Below are 14,522 nucleotides of genomic sequence, written 5' to 3'. Positions count from 1 at the left end.
CAGACAACCTGATAATTCGGGAGGCCGTCCGTGTCGCTGCGTCGATACCCGCTGTCGGAGCAGGCAACCGAGGCGATGTTGCAGCGCATCGGCTCGGGCGACTGGCCCGTCGGCGGGAAGATCCCGAGCGAGACCTCCCTCGCCACCGAGTTCGGCGTCGGCAGGTCCACGGTCCGGGAGGCGGTTCGCGAACTCGCCGGTCGCGGGCTGCTCGAATCCCGCCACGGCTCCGGCGTCTACGTCATCCGGACCGATCCCGTCGAGGACTGGGCGACGACCGTCCGCAAGGCGGTGATCTCGGACGTGGCGGAGGGCCGCATCGCGGTGGAGGTGGAGGCCGCCCGCCTCGCGGCCGCGAAGCGCACCGACGAGGACCTCGCAGCGATCACCGCCGCGGCCACCCGGCGCGAGGCGCTCCAGCACGCCGGGCCGGAGGAGTTCGTGGACGCCGACCTCGCGTTCCACCGCGCGATCGCCGAGGCGGCGCACAACACGATCATCACCGGCCTGTTCGATTCCCTGGCCGAGCGCGTCCGCGAGGCGATGCTCGACATGCTGGGCCTGATGCGGGAATCCGACGTACAACGACCGGTGGACCAGCACGAGCACCAGGAGATCGCCGAGGCGATCCGGGCCGGCGACCCCGAGGCCGCGGGCCTGGCCGCCCGGAACCACCTCGCGAAGATCCTCTCCTACGTCCACCCGGCACCATGACGTCCACTGTGGATCCGACGGGGCCGTGAGTCTTTTGGGCGGTCATAGCAGCCCAGAAGACTCACGGCCCCGAGCGCACGTCAGCCGACCGGATCGGCCTGCCGGACCGGGATCGGGGTGGTTTCCGGTTCGGCGCGGTGCACCAGGCGGGACGGCCACCAGGTCGCCCGGCCCAGAAGGGTCAGGGCGGCCGGGAGGACCAGGACCCGGATCACGAAGGCGTCCAGCAGGACCGCCACCGCCAGGCTGAAGCCGATCTGCTTCATCTCCGCCAGGTGCAGGAACATGAAGGTGGCGAACACCGTGACCATCACGATCGCCGCGCTGGTCACGACCTTCGCCGACTGCCCGACGCCCTGCAGGACCGCCTGCCGGGTCGGGACACCGCGCAGCGCTGCCTCCCTGATCCGGCTCACCACGAACATCTGGTAGTCCATCGACAGCCCGAAGAGGATGACGAACAGGAACAGCGGCACCCGCGAACCGATCGCGCTGGTGGCGCTGGGATCGAAGCCGAACAGCGCCGAGGCCAGCCCGTACTGGAAGAAGATCACCAGCAGCCCCATCGACGCCGCCGCGGACAGCAGGTTCAGCGCGACCCCGACCAGCCCGATCACCACCGAGCGGAAGACCACCACCGACACCACGAACGTCAGCACCAGCAACGCGATGATCACCAGCGGCAGCTTGCTGTTCTGGTGAGCCAGGTAGTCGACGTCGTGCGCGACGTCCCCGCTGACCGCCACCTCGACCCCGGGCAGCGCGCGGAAGGCCGCGGGCACGTAGTCGGACCGGAGGTGCGTCAACGACCGGGTCGCCTCCGCCGAACTCGTCTTGAACGGCACCGGGAGCTGCAGCATGCTCACCCGCCCGTCCCACGAGGTCTGCGGCGGCGCAGACGCCATGAACAGCGGATCGCCCTGGACGCGGCGGCCGAGATCCACCAGCGCGGCGCGCACCGCCTCGGCTTCGGCCGGTTCGGCTCGGACGACGACGTCGTGCCGGGTCCGCAGCTCGGGGAAGGCGGCCGTCATCCGGTCGAAGGTCCGCATCGCGGGGATCTCCCGGGAGTGGCTGTCCTGGTTGAGCACCCGCATCTGCATGCCGAGCACCGGCAGCGAGAGCAGCAGCAGGACCCCCACCGAGACGCACAGCGTGAGCACCGGGCGCTTCGCCGCCGGGCGCAGCATCGCGTCCCAAATCCGTCCACTTCGGACCTTCTTGGGCTTCGCGGGCTTCGCGCGGCGCTCGGCGCGGCGGCCGAGGACCACCAGCAGCGCGGGCAGCGCGGTGACCGAGCTGACCACCGAGACCAGCACGACGGTGATCGTGCCGGTGGCCAGCGACGAGAAGATCACGTCGGCGGCCAGGTAGAGCGTCGCGGTGGAGACGATCACCGCGATGCCGGAGACGACCACCGTCCGACCGGCGGTCTCGGCCGCCAGCCCGACGATCGCGGCCGAATCCAGCCGACCGCCCGCCCGCTCCCGCTCCTCCCGCTCCCGCTTGAGGTAGAACAGCGCGTAGTCGACGCCGACCGCCATGCCGATCAGCAGGATGATGTTGTTGCCCACGCCCACGTCCGGCACCACGTGCGACACCAGCATCGACAGCCCCATGGCCGCCGCGATCGACGAGAGGGCGAGCAGCAGCGGCACCCCGGCCATCAGGACCGAGCCGAAGACGACCAGCAGCGTGATCAGCGTGACCGGCAGGGTGATCGCCTCGGACAGCGCCAGGTCGTCGCCGCGCTGCTGATCGACTCCCGCGCTGGTGGAGACGTTGCCGGTCTCCGCCACCAGCAACGCCGGGTGGCGCTGCTGCACCTGCTCGGTCAGCGCGAGCAGCGAACCGATTTGCTTGTCGGCCTCCTCGTCGGGCCCCTTCATGGTCACTTCGACCCGAAGCATCGCGCCGTCGGCCGAACGCGCCGGCGGCGCAACGGTTTCCACCGCGGGCAACGCCCGCATCCGGCTCGCCACCTCGGTGGCCGCCGCCTCGGCGCGGGCCTGGTCCAGCGGGCCGGAGCGGGCGGCGATGGTGATCTGCTCGATCGGCTTGCGCTGCAGGCCGCCGGATGCGGCCATCGCGTCGGCGCGCCCCGCCTCGCCGACCCAGTGGTCGGCCACCGTCGCGCTGTTCGTGCCGGCCAGCGCGCCCGCGCCGAGGCAGAGTCCGACGAACACGAACCAGCCGATCAGGGCGCGCACCGGATGCTCCGCGCTCCACCTCGCCACTTGGACGGTCCTCGACTTCCCCACTCGCCCCAGCTCCTCGAATCCTTACGCCTGTAAGATCAGACTTACAGGTGGAAGATAGCGAGGTCAAGCGAGCCGGTCCGAACCGGGGACGACAAAAGCGGGAGGGCCGAAAACGGCCCTCCCGCTGGGAAAAGCTGCGCGTCAGCCGACGCTGCGCAGCAGCGACTCGACCTCCTTGAGCCGCCCGTGCATCTCGGCGATCTCCCGGCGCAGCTCCTCCTGCTCGGCGGTCGCCCGCGCCGCGAACTCGCGGTACTCGGCCATCGCCTCGGCGTCGGCCCGGTGCCGCAGCATCCGGAAGTAGGCGATGAAGCCGATCGTGATGCCGGCGACGATGATCAGGACGATCGCGATGCCGACCACGGCATTGGTCATTTCCGGGTCCCCTTCCCGTCGTTCGAGCCCGCTTCGTCGCCCGACTCCCGCACCGCCGCGCGAATGGTGGCCACGTCGAGGCGGAGTTCGAAGGGACGCAGTTCGAAGTACTTGAGCGCCTTGCCGTCGGCGGACAGCTCCAGGTGTCCCGCGACGAGATCGGCCTTCTCCAGGCGCTCCAGGTGCATGTAGAGCAGCGGCCGGGACATGCCGAGCCGACGCGCGAGCTCGCTCACGTACAGCCGCCCGTCGGCGAGCTCGGCGATGATCCGCAGGCGCTGCGCATGCCCCACGGCACCGAGGAACGCCAGCAGCTCCTCGCTGTCCATCAACCCACCCCGATCCGTCAGCCGATACTTTCGCATGACAGCCCAGACTGTCATGCACCAGGGCTGGCGTGCACCCGGCGATCGGCGGGGCCGCCGTGCGCCGTTTTCGCGCGAAACCGTCACCCGCCAGGCGTGGCGAACGCCGGTTTCGCGCGAAAACGCCACCTTCACCCCTTCGGGAACAACCCGGAGTGTTCCCGGATCCGATCAGGCAGGAACGGTCAGCGGGACGTGCGCCCGGCGGCGGCCACGAGCAGCGCGGCCAGGGCCAGGGCCGTGGCGAGGAAGAAGGCGCTGGGCGGGGAGATCGCGTCGACCATCCGGCCGCCCAGCAGGGCACCCAGGGCGATCGCGACGTTGAAGGCCGCCACGAACAGCGACGATGCCGCTTCCCTGGCCTGCGGCGCCGCGGCGAGCAGCCAGTTCTGCGTGCTCACCGAGACACCGCCGTAGGCGACGCCCCAGACCAGCAGCGCCGATGTCGCACCGACGACGCCGAGCGGCAGGCCGAGCGCGAACACCGCCGCCGCGAGCACTGCCGAGATCAGCAACAGGGTGCGGCGCGGATCGCGGACCGACACCGCACCACCCGCGAAATTCCCCGCCACCCCGGCCAATCCGTACGCCAGCAGGAGCGCGCTGATCAATCTATCGTCTACAGAGGACACTTGTTCCAGCACGGGCCGCACGTAGGTGTAGGCCGCGAAATGCCCGGATACCAGCAGCAAGATGACGAACAGGCCGCCCCGCACCGCGCCGCTGCGCAACAACTTCGGCACGACGCTGAAGCGCATCGGCTCCTCGGCGGGCAACGGCGGCAGCAGCACCGCGAGCGCAACCGCCACCACCAGCGACACAACGCCCATGACGGCGAACGACGCCCGCCAGCCGCCGAGCTCGCCGATGAACGTCCCCGCCGGAACGCCGAGCACCGAGGCCACCGCGATCCCGCTGAAGATCAGCGACGTCGCAGCGCCGACCGACCGCTCCGGCACCAGCCGCACGGCCGAGCTCGCCGCGATCGCCCACACCCCGCCGATGGACACGCCGACGAGCACCCGCAGCGCGACGAGCAGCGGCAGGTTCGGCGTGACCGCCGAGAGCAGGTTCGCCGAGGCCAGCAAGGCCATCAGCGCGACCAGCACCCAGCGCCGGTCCAGCCGCCCGGCGCCGACGGTGAGCAGCGGTGCGGCGAACGCCGCGACCAGGCCGGGCACCGTCATCGTCAGGCCCGCCACGCCTTCCGGCGCGCGGAGCTCCGCGGCGAGCGACGTGAGCAGGCCGACCGGCAGCATCTCGGTGGTGACCACGGAGAACGTCGCCGCGGCGACCGCCGCGACGGCGGGCCGGCCCCGCACCACGGGCGGGGTCGAGGTGTCGGTCGTTGTCATGGTCACAGCCTCGGCGGCCCGCCTACCGGGAACAACGCCGAAGTCCTCATCCTTGGATCAGCTGTGCTCATCGAGCGGAGGAGGGACATGGGCGGCCTGGAGGTTCGAGAGCTGGAGTGCTTCCTGGTGCTCGCCGAGGAACTGCACTTCGGCCGCGCAGGCGAACGCCTCTACGTATCGCAGAGCCGGGTCAGCCAGCTGCTGCGCTCGCTGGAGAGCCGGCTCGGCGCGCGGCTGGTCGACCGCACCAACCGCAGGGTCCGCCTCACCACGCTCGGCGAGCGCTTCCTCGCCGACCTCCGCCCGGCGTACGACGGTCTCAAGGACGTCGTCGAACGAACCCGAGCGGAGGCGCGAGGCGTGCGGGGCGTGCTGCGCCTCGGCTTCCAGGGGCAGGTCTCCGAGCCCGTGATGGCCCGGATCGACGCCTTCCAGTCGCGATTTCCCGACTGCGCCACCGAGATCTCCGAGATCCCGCTGAGCGATCCGTTCGGCGCGCTGCGCCGCGGCGAGGTCGACGCGGCGATCGTGCTGCTGCCGGTGCAGGAGCCGGATCTCGTGGTGGGGCCGACGTTCTCGCGCCAGCAGCCGAACATCGCGGTCTCGCTGCGGCATCGCTTCGCCGCCCTGGATTCGGTTTCCGCCGAAGAACTCGCCGGCTCCGAGCTGATCGCGCCCGCCGAACCGGCGCCGCCCTACTGGCGCGACGCCCAAACGCCGCCGCGCACGCCGAGCGGCCGCCCGATCCCGCGCGCGAGCACGATCACCACCCTGCAGGAAGGCATCACCCGCGCCGCCGCCAACCGCGGCGCGATGCTGCTCTGCCGCCCCTGCGCGGTCTCCCACGCCCGCCGCGACATCGCGTTCGTCCCGGTCACCGGCCTGCCGGACTCCGTCCTCGGCCTGGTCTGGCCGCGCGCCGCGGCGACCACCCGCGTCCTGGCGTTCGCCGAAGTCCTCGCCGACGCCTAGCGGCTCGCCAGGTCTCGGGCGACCGCGTTGGCGGTCCGGGCGAAGGCTTGCACCGCTCCGTTGCTGTCGGCCGATCGCCAGACGAGGCCGTATCCGACCGGCTCGGCGTCCATGAACCGCACGTACGAGACGCCGGGCCTGGCGAAGTAGGTGGCGGTGTGCGCCGCGCACAGCAAGGCGCCCTTGCCCGCCGCGACGAGCATCAGCGCTTCCTGCATGTTGGTGACCGCCGGGCCGCGGCCGATCGGCCGGCCGCTCGGCGTGTGCGTCGGCACGTGGTGTTCCAGCAGGTAGTCCGGCAGCGCGCCGTCGATGGCCAGCAGCGGCACCTCGGCGAGGTCTTCCACCGACACGGCGTCCTTGTCGGCCAGCGGGTGATCGGCCGCGATCGCCAGCGTGCGCGGCTCCGTGAACAGGCCCGGGCTCCCGCTGAGATCGTCCTCGCGCACCGGGAACTCCGTCAGCTGCACGTCGAACTCGCCCCGGCGCAGCTGGCCGTACGGGTCCGCCATCGGCACCTCGCAGATCTCCACGGCCAGCTCCGGGTGCTCGGTGTGCATCGCCTCCGCCGCCTTCAACACGATCTCGCCGGCCAGCGGGTTGGAGAAGCCGACGTGCAGCACGCCGTTGATGCTCCGCGCGTTCGACACGGCACGCGCCAGGGCGGCGTCGATCGCGCGGTGGTGCGGTTCGAGGTCGTCGCGGAGCTGGCGGCCGAGCGGGGTGAGCGCGACGCGGCGGCTCGTCCGGGCGAACAGCGGCGCGCCGACGCGGCGTTCGAGGCGCTGAACGAGCTGGCTCACCCTGGCCCGCGACAGGCGCATCCGGTCAGCGGTCCGTCCGAAGTGCAGCTCTTCGGCGAGGATCAGGAAGCACTCCAGTTCATCGCGCTCCATGCGCCCTCCCTATCGGTAAGCCTGGTTGAACGAACGTCGAGATCTTCGCCGTTGTTCCCGGCGGGCGGTGGCTCGAGGCTGGTGTCATCAGAAATTCCCCACACCTTTGAGGAATCGCAGATGACTGCGCGCAACTGGGGCGTGCTGATGGTCTTGTGCGGGGCGATCTTCTTGGAAGGCATCGACGTGGCGATGCTCAACGTCGCGCTGCCCGCCATCCGCGCCGAACTCGGCATGTCCACCGGCGAACTGCAGTGGGTGATGAGCGCCTACGTCCTCGGCTACGGCGGATTCATGCTGGTGGGAGGCCGGGCGGCGGACCTGTTCGGCCGCCGCCGGATGTTCATCGGCTGGCTGGCCGTCTTCCTGGTCTTCTCCGGCCTGGGCGGGCTCGCCGCCGATGGCTGGATGCTGATCGTCGCCCGGTTCGTCACCGGGGTCGCCGCCGCCTTCATGACGCCTGCCGGGCTGTCCATCATCACCACCGGCTTCGAGGAAGGACCGAAGCGCAACAAAGCCCTGCTCGTCTACTCCGGCACGGCGGCGGGCGGTTTCTCGATCGGGCTGGTCGTCGGCGGCCTGCTCACCGCGATCGGCTGGCGGTGGGTGTTCTTCGCGCCGGTCGTCATGTCGTTCCTCATCCTCGTCGGCGCGCTCGCCCTGGTACCCGAGTCACCGCAGCCGGAGCGTCGCGCCGGACGCGTCGACGTGGCCGGCGGCGTGGCCATCACCACCGCCATCGTGCTGCTCGTCCTCGGCGTCGAACGCGCCACGCACACCAGCATCGAGTGGACGCTGATCACGTTCGCGGCAGGCGCTGCCCTGCTGGCCGCGTTCGTCGCCATCGAACGCCGCGCCACCGCGCCGCTGGTGCGGCTGGGCATCTTCCGCAGCGTGCCACTGCTGCGCACCAACGCCATCGGGCTGCTGCTGTTCAGCGGATTCTTCGGCTTCCAGTTCTTGGTGGTGCTGTACCTGCAGGAGCTGCGCGGCTGGTCGACGCTGCAGACCAGCTTCGCGCTGATCGCTCTCGGCCTCGACGCGGTGCTCGCGCCCACGCTCACGCCTTGGCTGGTCCGGCGGTTCGGCAACGCCCGGCTGATCTTCGGCGGCCTGCTGGTCTCCGCGCTCGGGTATGCGCTGTTCCTGCCGCTCGGCGCGGACTGGACGTACGCCGCGATGGCCCCGGGCCTGGTGATACTCGGCGCGGGATTCGCGCTGGTGTACGGCCCGCTGACCATCGTCGCCACCGACGGCGTCGAGGACTCCGAGCAGGGCCTCGCCGGCGGCCTGCTCTACACCTCGTTCCAGTTCGGCGCGGCGCTCGGCCTCGCCGGCGCCGCCGCGGTCAACGTCGCCGCGCCCGGAACGCCGCTCGACGGCTTCCGCGCGGCGCTCGCCGTCCCCTTCGCCGCGGCCCTGCTCGCCACCGCGATCGGCGCCTTCAGCCTCAGGACCGGCAAGCGCCGGGAGCCGGTCCCGGCGTGACGAGCAGCGGCGCCCCGGTCGGTGGTATCCGACCGGGGCGCTCGCACCTTTCCCCCAGTGGCAGGTGGAGTCTTTCGCGGGTGACGCCGTCCGCGAAAGGGAACTTCGATGCGGCTTCGCGGCGGATTGATAGCCTCGCGGCTATGGCGAAGCTGGGCGGTTCGGGGAACCCGAGCATCCAGCAGATCCGGTTGTTCCTGCTCCTGGCCGAAGAACTGCACTTCGGCCGCGCCGCGGCACGCGCGTTCATGGCCCAGCCCACGTTCTCCCGCCACATCAAGTCGCTGGAGCGCGACCTCGGGGTGGCCCTGGTCGACCGGACCTCCCGCCGAGTGGCGCTGAGCTCCGCCGGGGAGGCGCTGCAGGCGCGGATGCGGGCGGTGGCGTACGCGATGCAGGAGCTGCGCCGCGAGGCCGACGCGCAGGCGGGCTCCGGGCGGATCTTGATCGGCTCGTTCGAGGCGATCACCTCCCTGCCGCCGATTCCGGCGATCCTGGACGAACTCCGGCGCTACCTGCCGCAGCTGGACGTCCAGGTGTTGCGCACCGGCTTCGATGTCACCGACGCCATTTCGCGCGGCGACGTGGACGCGGCGTTCCTGTTCCTGCCGGTCCCGAACGGCATCCGGGCGCTTCCGCTGGACAGCGGCCCGCGGTGCGCGGCGATGCCCGCCGACGACCCGCTGGCCGCCGAGGGCCCGCTGGCACTGGCCGACCTCGCCGACCGGGAGCACATCGGCTGGTCGGACCGGGTTCCCAAGGTCTACCAGGACTTCTGGGCCGTCGACCCGCGCCCGGGCGGCCGTCCCGCCCGGTACAGCCCGCACGCGATGGGCGACTTCGAGAGCGGCCTGCAGTTGATCGCCATGGGCGGCGGGCTGCTCTTCCCGCCGACGGTCGGCCGGGAGCTGTACCCGCGACCGGGTGTGTCCTATGTGGACGTCACCGGCCTGGAGCCGTGGACGTCCGCGCTGGCCTGGCTGCCCGCCAACCACGACAAACCGTTCGTCGCCGCCCTGCGGAAGGCGGCGCGGGCGGTCCTGTCCCGCACGTGCGGCTGACGGCTTCCGGGCGCGCTCAGGCCCCGACGACCCCGTCGATGCCCTCCCGCAGGAAGTCCGCGTGGCCGTTGTGCCGGGCGTACTCGTGGATGAGGTGCAGCATCACCAGCCGCAGCGACACGTCCTTGCCCCACCTCGGCTGGGGCGCGGTCACGTCGAGCGACTCGGCGGCGGCTTCGATCCGGCGCGAGTGCTCGACCTCCGCCTGCCAGGCGTCGAACGCCTCGGAGCGGGTGGCCGCGCTCGCGTCGTAGGCGACCTGGAAGTCGCCGTCGTCCGACCACACCAGCGGAATGTCCTCGCGGTCGATCACGCGCCGGAACCAGGTGCGCTCCACCTCGGCCATGTGCCGCACCAGGCCGAGCAGCGAGAGCGTCGAAGGCGGCATCGACTGCCGCCGCAGGTCGGCGTCGGACAGCCCCTCGCACTTCATGGCCAGGGTGGCGCGGTGGAAGTCGAGGTATGCCCGCAGCATCTCCCGCTCGCCGCCGACCACCGGCGGATCGATCCGCTCCACCACCGCAACCCCCTCCATTCGCCGAACGTCCCCAGCTTCCCCGCCCCGACGCGCGAAGTCGAACGAATAACCGGGCTCGCGAACCCTCGTGAGCACTTTGGGCCGCTATCGCGACACAAAACGCTCACGACCCCGTACCCGCAGGAACGCTCCACCTGTCGTCTTCCGGCATGCAGGCCGGACGATCACCCCGCCGGCTCGTAGCGGCAATTCTGCCGACGCGCCGCGCCGAACGGGAGACCGGTAAGCCTGGCTGAACGAACGTCGAGATCTTCGCCGTTGTTCGCCCGCACGCCTCGACAGATCGTGGTGGTACCAGGTTTTTTCCAACGAGAACAAGGAATTCAGATGCGTGCGCGTGACTGGGGAGTGCTCTTCGCCATGTGCGGGGCGATCTTCCTGGAAGGCATCGACGTGGCGATGCTCAACGTGGCCCTCCCCGCCATCAGGGCCGAACTAGGCATGTCCACCGGCGAACTGCAGTGGGTGATGAGCGCCTACGTCCTCGGCTACGGCGGATTCATGCTGGTCGGCGGCCGGGCCGCCGACCTCTTCGGACGGCGTCGGATGTTCGTCTTCTGGCTGGCCGTCTTCCTGCTCTTCTCCGGCCTCGGCGGGCTCGCCTCCGAAGGCTGGATGCTGATCGTCGCCCGATTCGTCACCGGGGTCGCCGCCGCCTTCATGACCCCGGCCGGACTGTCCATCATCACCACCAGCTTCGAAGAAGGCCCGCAGCGCAACAAGGCCCTGCTGATCTACTCCGGCACGGCGGCCGGTGGCTTCTCGATCGGCCTGGTCGTCGGCGGCCTGCTCACCTCCATCCACTGGCGGTGGGTGTTCTTCGCGCCGGTCGCGATGTCGTTGCTCATCCTGGTCGCCGCGCTCGCCCTGGTGCCCAAGTCACCGCGCCCCGAACGGACCGGCCGGCGCATCGACCTGGCCGGCGGCATCACCATCACCGCCGCCATCGTGCTGCTCGTGCTCGGCGTCGAACGCGCCACGCACACCGGAATCGGCTGGACGCTGGGCACGTTCGCCGCGGGGTTGGCCTTCCTCGCCGCCTTCATCGTCATCGAACGCCGGGTCACCGCGCCGCTCGTCCGGCTGGGCATCTTCCGCTCCGGCGCGGTGGTCCGCGCCAACGCCATCGGGGTGCTCTTCGTCGGCGCGTTCTTCGGATTCCAGTTCCTCGTGGTGCTGTACCTGCAGGAACTGCGCGGCTGGTCGACGCTGCAGACCAGCTTCGCGATGATCGTCATCGGCCTCGACGCCGTCCTCTCGCCCACGCTCACCCCCAAGCTGGTCAACCGGTTCGGCAACGCCAGGGTGATCTTCGGCGGGCTGCTGCTCGCCGCGCTGGCGTACGCGCTGTTCCTGCCCGTCGGCGCGGACTGGGCGTACCTGATGATGCTCCCCAGCCTGATCCTGCTGAGCCTCGCGTTCTCGCTGGTGTACGGCCCGCTCACCATCGTCGCCACCGACGGGATCGACGAGGCCGACCAAGGCCTGGCGGGCGGTCTCCTCTACACGTCGTTCCAGTTCGGTGCCGCGCTCGGGCTGTCGACCGTCACGGCCGTCAACATCGCCGCCACGGCCTCCGAGACCCCGGCCGCGATGCTCGACGGCTACCACGCGGCCCTCGTCGTTCCGCTCGCCGCCGCGCTGATCGCCGGCCTCATCAGCGCGTTCGGGCTGCGGCCTCGCAAGAGCCCGGCGATCGAGCCGGGCGACGCCAAGATCCTCACCACGCACTGACCGCACAGGAGCCCGGCATGACCACCAGGACCACCGACTTCGCGGACGTCCAGGACACGTTCAACAGCTACGTCCGCGACATCAAGTACGCCACGATGATCACCGTCGACAGCCGGCACCGCCCCCGGGCCAGGGTCCTGCTCCCGGTCTGGGAAGTCGTCGACGGACAACCGGTCGGCTGGCTCGCGGCCTACAAGACGCCGATCAAAACGGCGCACCTCGCCAACAACCCGCACACGACGTACTCGTACTGGAGCCCGCGTCAGAACGCGGTCTTCGTGGACAGCACCTCGGCCTGGGCGGACGACGAGGAGTCCAAGCGCCACGCCTGGAACGTGTACGTCGAAGGAGGCCCCCGAGGAGTGGGCTACGACCCGATCCACTACTGGCGAGGAGGCCCGGAAGACCCGGAGTACGCGGTGATCCGAATAACCCCCTGGCGAATCCAACTGGTCCGAGGAACAGACCTGCACACCACGATCTGGCAACCAGAAAGAACCGCCTGAACCAGACTGCCCAGGCACGGTCGGCTCGCCCGAACCACCGGCGAGCCGGCCAAGGCCTTCGAACCATGCGGCGCTCGACCAAAGAGATCAGCGCGGAGGCCGCCCGTGGGCACCGGCCTCCGGACCACCTGGGCCGCGCCTCTCCCACCCAAAAGAAAAACCGCAGGTCACGGGAGTGACCTGCGGTTTTCGCAGAGCCGCCTAAGGGAATCGAACCCTTGACCTACGCATTACGAGTGCATTTCGGCCCTCGTAGCGGACACCGACGCACTGCGGGCCGAGGTCGAGTTGCCGTCGGCGTGGTGGGGCGAGCTGCGCCGCAGCCTCGACGTGATCAGGTCGACCCGTACGGCGCGGATGGGGAAGGACGAATCGGCCATCCTCAAAGTCGTGCACGATGCGCTCGGGTTGTCGGTCGAGGTGCGAGAGCGGGAAACCGTGCACGGTGATCTGCACTGGGCGAACCTGCTGCAACCCGAGCTCGGCATCCTCGATCGGGAGCTCTGGGGCCGAGGCCCGGTCGGCACCGATCCGGCATCGTTGTACCGCTACAGCCTGCTTGCGCCCTGCACCGCCGCGACCTTGTGGGACGCCTTCGCCGACGTGCTCGACACCCCGACCGGCACCACCGCACCGCTCTACGTCGCCTCCCGCCTCCTGCGCCGCGTCGACATGGGCGACCACCCCGAACTCGCCACGCCGCTCCGGCTCCTGGTCGACGAGCTCGCACCGTAGGCCGCAACGACGAACGCGCCCCCGGCACCCAGTGAAGGGTGCGGGGGCGTGTTCATGCGTGGGTCGTTCCGGCAGACGGTCGGCGCCTTTGCGATCCATGGGCGGGGTTGTTCTCGTCCGGCCAGTACAGCAGGTGCCCCACGGGCCGATTTACGTGCTAAACCACGGGGGCGGCGCCGTTGAACTTGTGCTGTGAAAGCTGCCCGCGAACCGCACCATCCGGGAACTCGTCGTTGTGCACATTGACGTAGAACTCGGACGGCATGTCGACCAGCTCCTTGGCCAGAGCTGGGTCGACCGGGACGCAGCCGTCCGATTCACCGGTGACCGGGTTCGGGAGGGTGACGACCACTGGACCCGCGACCCCGCGCGCACCGCGATGGATGTGGGCCGCGGTGGTGGGTAGCGCGATCCGGGAGACCTTCAGGTACACGCACACCTGGTCCGGGAAAACCGTGAGGCGAGCGGTCCCGAAGCCGTCGGGATCACCGGGTCCGGGCACTTCCTGGGCGCCGTCGAGCTTGGCGACGAGCTTCACCCCGTGAAGGCGGTCTGGCTTGTGGACTGGTTCGGTGGCGCTGGCCATGCCGGTAGTCAGACCCGCCAGAGCCAACATGATCGTGACGGTCGAGACGACAACACGACGCAAGAACGGCATTTGTCCCTCCAGGTTTTCGATTTTTCCCATCGTGCAAAGGAAAACTCGTGCCCGCCGGGTCAATGAGCGGCAAAGCACCGAACAGGCGAAGCACTGACATCCTGTGAGTGAGCAATGAATTCTGTTCGACGGCTCGTCGGGGGCGGGATCACCAAGCTCCCCCTCCGTGCCGCTCGGGGAAGGTGGGGTGTTGCCCGCGTAATCCCACTCGAACCCGACGTACAGGGTGTTGCCGTCGCCGCCGGGATTCGGGCCGGACGCCTTGGCCTTGCCTGCGTGGTTGGCGCGACCGGCGGCGACCATGTGCACGACGCCGTCGAACGCGATCACGCCGTGGCGGTTTCCTGCTCGGAGGTGTGGGTGCGGTCGGCCAGCGACCACGTCAGCCACGCGGCCCACACCACCACGGCCAGCAGCACCAGGGCGCGGGCCCGGGTCCACGTCAACCAGCGCGGACGTCTCATGTGTCCCCCGTCGGGCCTTGGCCGCAGCGTCTTCCGCGCGCCACCGTTTCCGGCGTTCGTCGTCGAGCTGCTGCGCATCACCCACACCAGCAGCACGACCAGGAGGCCGCCGATCCCGGCTTGTGGCCCGGCCGAGACCAGGAGCGCCGATGTCCACGCGGCCCTCCTTGCGGTCATGGCCTAGGGCTGCGCGTCGCCCCCGTCGAGGACCGGATCGGCGTTGTCCGGTGGCGAGCTGGGTTCGGGTTCGGGCTGGTCGGTCTGCGGCGGGGTGATGATGACGACCTCGGGTGGGTAAGATTCCGGTGGCGGATCCGTTGGTGTGACGGGGTTTCCGTCCTGGTCGACCAGGCCGCCGAGGTCCGGGTCCCACTGCGCCGGGGGCCCAGCCGGTGTTGTC

Annotated in this window: 15 protein-coding genes; 7 read left to right on the top strand and 8 right to left on the bottom strand. The window is 70.3% G+C overall.

The annotated features are described in order from the left end of the window. The first annotated feature begins 30 nt into the window (after nucleotides 1-30). Nucleotides 31-714, top strand: a complete 684-nt coding sequence (locus AC07EQ_RS38835; protein WP_478392802.1) for a FadR/GntR family transcriptional regulator — start codon at nucleotides 31-33, stop codon at nucleotides 712-714. A gap of 80 nt (nucleotides 715-794) precedes the next feature. Here the strand turns inward: AC07EQ_RS38835 and AC07EQ_RS38830 are convergent, their stop codons facing one another. From AC07EQ_RS38830 to AC07EQ_RS38815, 4 genes are all read right to left on the bottom strand, one after another. Further along, a complete protein-coding gene (locus AC07EQ_RS38830; RefSeq protein ID WP_478392801.1) occupies nucleotides 795-2,975 on the bottom strand; it encodes an MMPL family transporter in 2,181 nt (726 codons plus the stop codon). 141 nt (nucleotides 2,976-3,116) lie between these two features. Continuing rightward, nucleotides 3,117-3,350: a hypothetical protein gene (locus AC07EQ_RS38825; protein WP_132484466.1), complete on the bottom strand. Its 234-nt coding sequence runs from the start codon at nucleotides 3,348-3,350 to the stop codon at nucleotides 3,117-3,119. Beyond that, nucleotides 3,347-3,679 carry an ArsR/SmtB family transcription factor gene (locus AC07EQ_RS38820; protein ID WP_358567257.1) on the bottom strand — a complete coding sequence of 111 codons (333 nt, stop codon included), beginning with the start codon at nucleotides 3,677-3,679 and terminating at the stop codon, nucleotides 3,347-3,349. Before AC07EQ_RS38820 ends, AC07EQ_RS38825 begins: the two co-directional genes overlap by 4 nt. Before the next feature lie 221 nt (nucleotides 3,680-3,900). Beyond that, complete coding sequence (locus AC07EQ_RS38815; protein WP_478392800.1) at nucleotides 3,901-5,070, bottom strand: MFS transporter; 1,170 nt, start codon at nucleotides 5,068-5,070, stop codon at nucleotides 3,901-3,903. A gap of 87 nt (nucleotides 5,071-5,157) precedes the next feature. On the opposite strand from AC07EQ_RS38815, the gene AC07EQ_RS38810 reads away from it, so the two are divergent. Continuing rightward, nucleotides 5,158-6,042: a LysR family transcriptional regulator gene (locus AC07EQ_RS38810; protein ID WP_478392799.1), complete on the top strand. Its 885-nt coding sequence runs from the start codon at nucleotides 5,158-5,160 to the stop codon at nucleotides 6,040-6,042. On the opposite strand, the gene AC07EQ_RS38805 is transcribed toward AC07EQ_RS38810, so the two are convergent. After that, nucleotides 6,039-6,938 carry a LysR family transcriptional regulator gene (locus AC07EQ_RS38805; protein ID WP_478392798.1) on the bottom strand — a complete coding sequence of 300 codons (900 nt, stop codon included), beginning with the start codon at nucleotides 6,936-6,938 and terminating at the stop codon, nucleotides 6,039-6,041. The two genes, AC07EQ_RS38810 and AC07EQ_RS38805, sit on opposite strands and share 4 nt — an antisense overlap. A gap of 120 nt (nucleotides 6,939-7,058) precedes the next feature. On the opposite strand from AC07EQ_RS38805, the gene AC07EQ_RS38800 reads away from it, so the two are divergent. Then, complete coding sequence (locus AC07EQ_RS38800) at nucleotides 7,059-8,426, top strand: MFS transporter (RefSeq protein WP_478392797.1); 1,368 nt, start codon at nucleotides 7,059-7,061, stop codon at nucleotides 8,424-8,426. Between the two features lie 143 nt (nucleotides 8,427-8,569). After that, nucleotides 8,570-9,487, top strand: a complete 918-nt coding sequence (locus tag AC07EQ_RS38795) for a LysR family transcriptional regulator (protein ID WP_478392796.1) — start codon at nucleotides 8,570-8,572, stop codon at nucleotides 9,485-9,487. A 16-nt stretch (nucleotides 9,488-9,503) separates the two neighbouring features. On the opposite strand, the gene AC07EQ_RS38790 is transcribed toward AC07EQ_RS38795, so the two are convergent. After that, nucleotides 9,504-10,022, bottom strand: coding sequence for a DinB family protein (locus AC07EQ_RS38790; RefSeq protein WP_478392795.1), 519 nt, complete (start codon nucleotides 10,020-10,022; stop codon nucleotides 9,504-9,506). Between the two features lie 330 nt (nucleotides 10,023-10,352). On the opposite strand from AC07EQ_RS38790, the gene AC07EQ_RS38785 reads away from it, so the two are divergent. The 3 genes from AC07EQ_RS38785 (at nucleotide 10,353) to AC07EQ_RS38775 (ending at nucleotide 13,000) form a co-directional block, all read left to right on the top strand. Beyond that, entirely contained in the window at nucleotides 10,353-11,759 is a 1,407-nt protein-coding gene (locus AC07EQ_RS38785; RefSeq protein ID WP_478392794.1) for an MFS transporter, read from the top strand. Nucleotides 11,760-11,776: 17 nt separating this feature from the next. Continuing rightward, nucleotides 11,777-12,265, top strand: a complete 489-nt coding sequence (locus AC07EQ_RS38780) for a pyridoxamine 5'-phosphate oxidase family protein (RefSeq protein WP_478392793.1) — start codon at nucleotides 11,777-11,779, stop codon at nucleotides 12,263-12,265. 288 nt (nucleotides 12,266-12,553) lie between these two features. Continuing rightward, nucleotides 12,554-13,000, top strand: coding sequence for a hypothetical protein (locus AC07EQ_RS38775; protein WP_478392792.1), 447 nt, complete (start codon nucleotides 12,554-12,556; stop codon nucleotides 12,998-13,000). A 157-nt stretch (nucleotides 13,001-13,157) separates the two neighbouring features. On the opposite strand, the gene AC07EQ_RS38770 is transcribed toward AC07EQ_RS38775, so the two are convergent. Together AC07EQ_RS38770 and AC07EQ_RS38765 are read right to left on the bottom strand one after the other, a co-directional pair. Then, nucleotides 13,158-13,988 (bottom strand): CHRD domain-containing protein, encoded by an 831-nt coding sequence (locus AC07EQ_RS38770; protein ID WP_478392791.1) that lies wholly within the window; start codon nucleotides 13,986-13,988, stop codon nucleotides 13,158-13,160. Next, nucleotides 13,985-14,299, bottom strand: a complete 315-nt coding sequence (locus AC07EQ_RS38765; RefSeq protein WP_478392790.1) for a hypothetical protein — start codon at nucleotides 14,297-14,299, stop codon at nucleotides 13,985-13,987. Before AC07EQ_RS38765 ends, AC07EQ_RS38770 begins: the two co-directional genes overlap by 4 nt. Between the last annotated feature and the right edge of the window lie 223 nt (nucleotides 14,300-14,522).

It is taken from the genome of Saccharopolyspora sp. NPDC045839 (assembly GCF_056431645.1).
Note: the sequence above shows the minus strand (reverse complement) of the source record. Positions and strands in the feature narration are given on the sequence as shown.

Coding starts and splice junctions, on each gene's coding strand:
- AC07EQ_RS38785 (WP_478392794.1), top strand. CDS start 10,353: ATGCGTGCGCGTGACTGGGGAGTGCTCTTCGCCATGTGCGGGGCGATC.
- AC07EQ_RS38800 (WP_478392797.1), top strand. CDS start 7,059: ATGACTGCGCGCAACTGGGGCGTGCTGATGGTCTTGTGCGGGGCGATC.
- AC07EQ_RS38790 (WP_478392795.1), bottom strand. CDS start 10,022: ATGGAGGGGGTTGCGGTGGTGGAGCGGATCGATCCGCCGGTGGTCGGC.
- AC07EQ_RS38825 (WP_132484466.1), bottom strand. CDS start 3,350: ATGACCAATGCCGTGGTCGGCATCGCGATCGTCCTGATCATCGTCGCC.
- AC07EQ_RS38795 (WP_478392796.1), top strand. CDS start 8,570: ATGGCGAAGCTGGGCGGTTCGGGGAACCCGAGCATCCAGCAGATCCGG.
- AC07EQ_RS38820 (WP_358567257.1), bottom strand. CDS start 3,679: ATGGACAGCGAGGAGCTGCTGGCGTTCCTCGGTGCCGTGGGGCATGCG.
- AC07EQ_RS38815 (WP_478392800.1), bottom strand. CDS start 5,070: ATGACAACGACCGACACCTCGACCCCGCCCGTGGTGCGGGGCCGGCCC.
- AC07EQ_RS38805 (WP_478392798.1), bottom strand. CDS start 6,938: ATGGAGCGCGATGAACTGGAGTGCTTCCTGATCCTCGCCGAAGAGCTG.
- AC07EQ_RS38765 (WP_478392790.1), bottom strand. CDS start 14,299: ATGACCGCAAGGAGGGCCGCGTGGACATCGGCGCTCCTGGTCTCGGCC.
- AC07EQ_RS38780 (WP_478392793.1), top strand. CDS start 11,777: ATGACCACCAGGACCACCGACTTCGCGGACGTCCAGGACACGTTCAAC.
- AC07EQ_RS38810 (WP_478392799.1), top strand. CDS start 5,158: ATGGGCGGCCTGGAGGTTCGAGAGCTGGAGTGCTTCCTGGTGCTCGCC.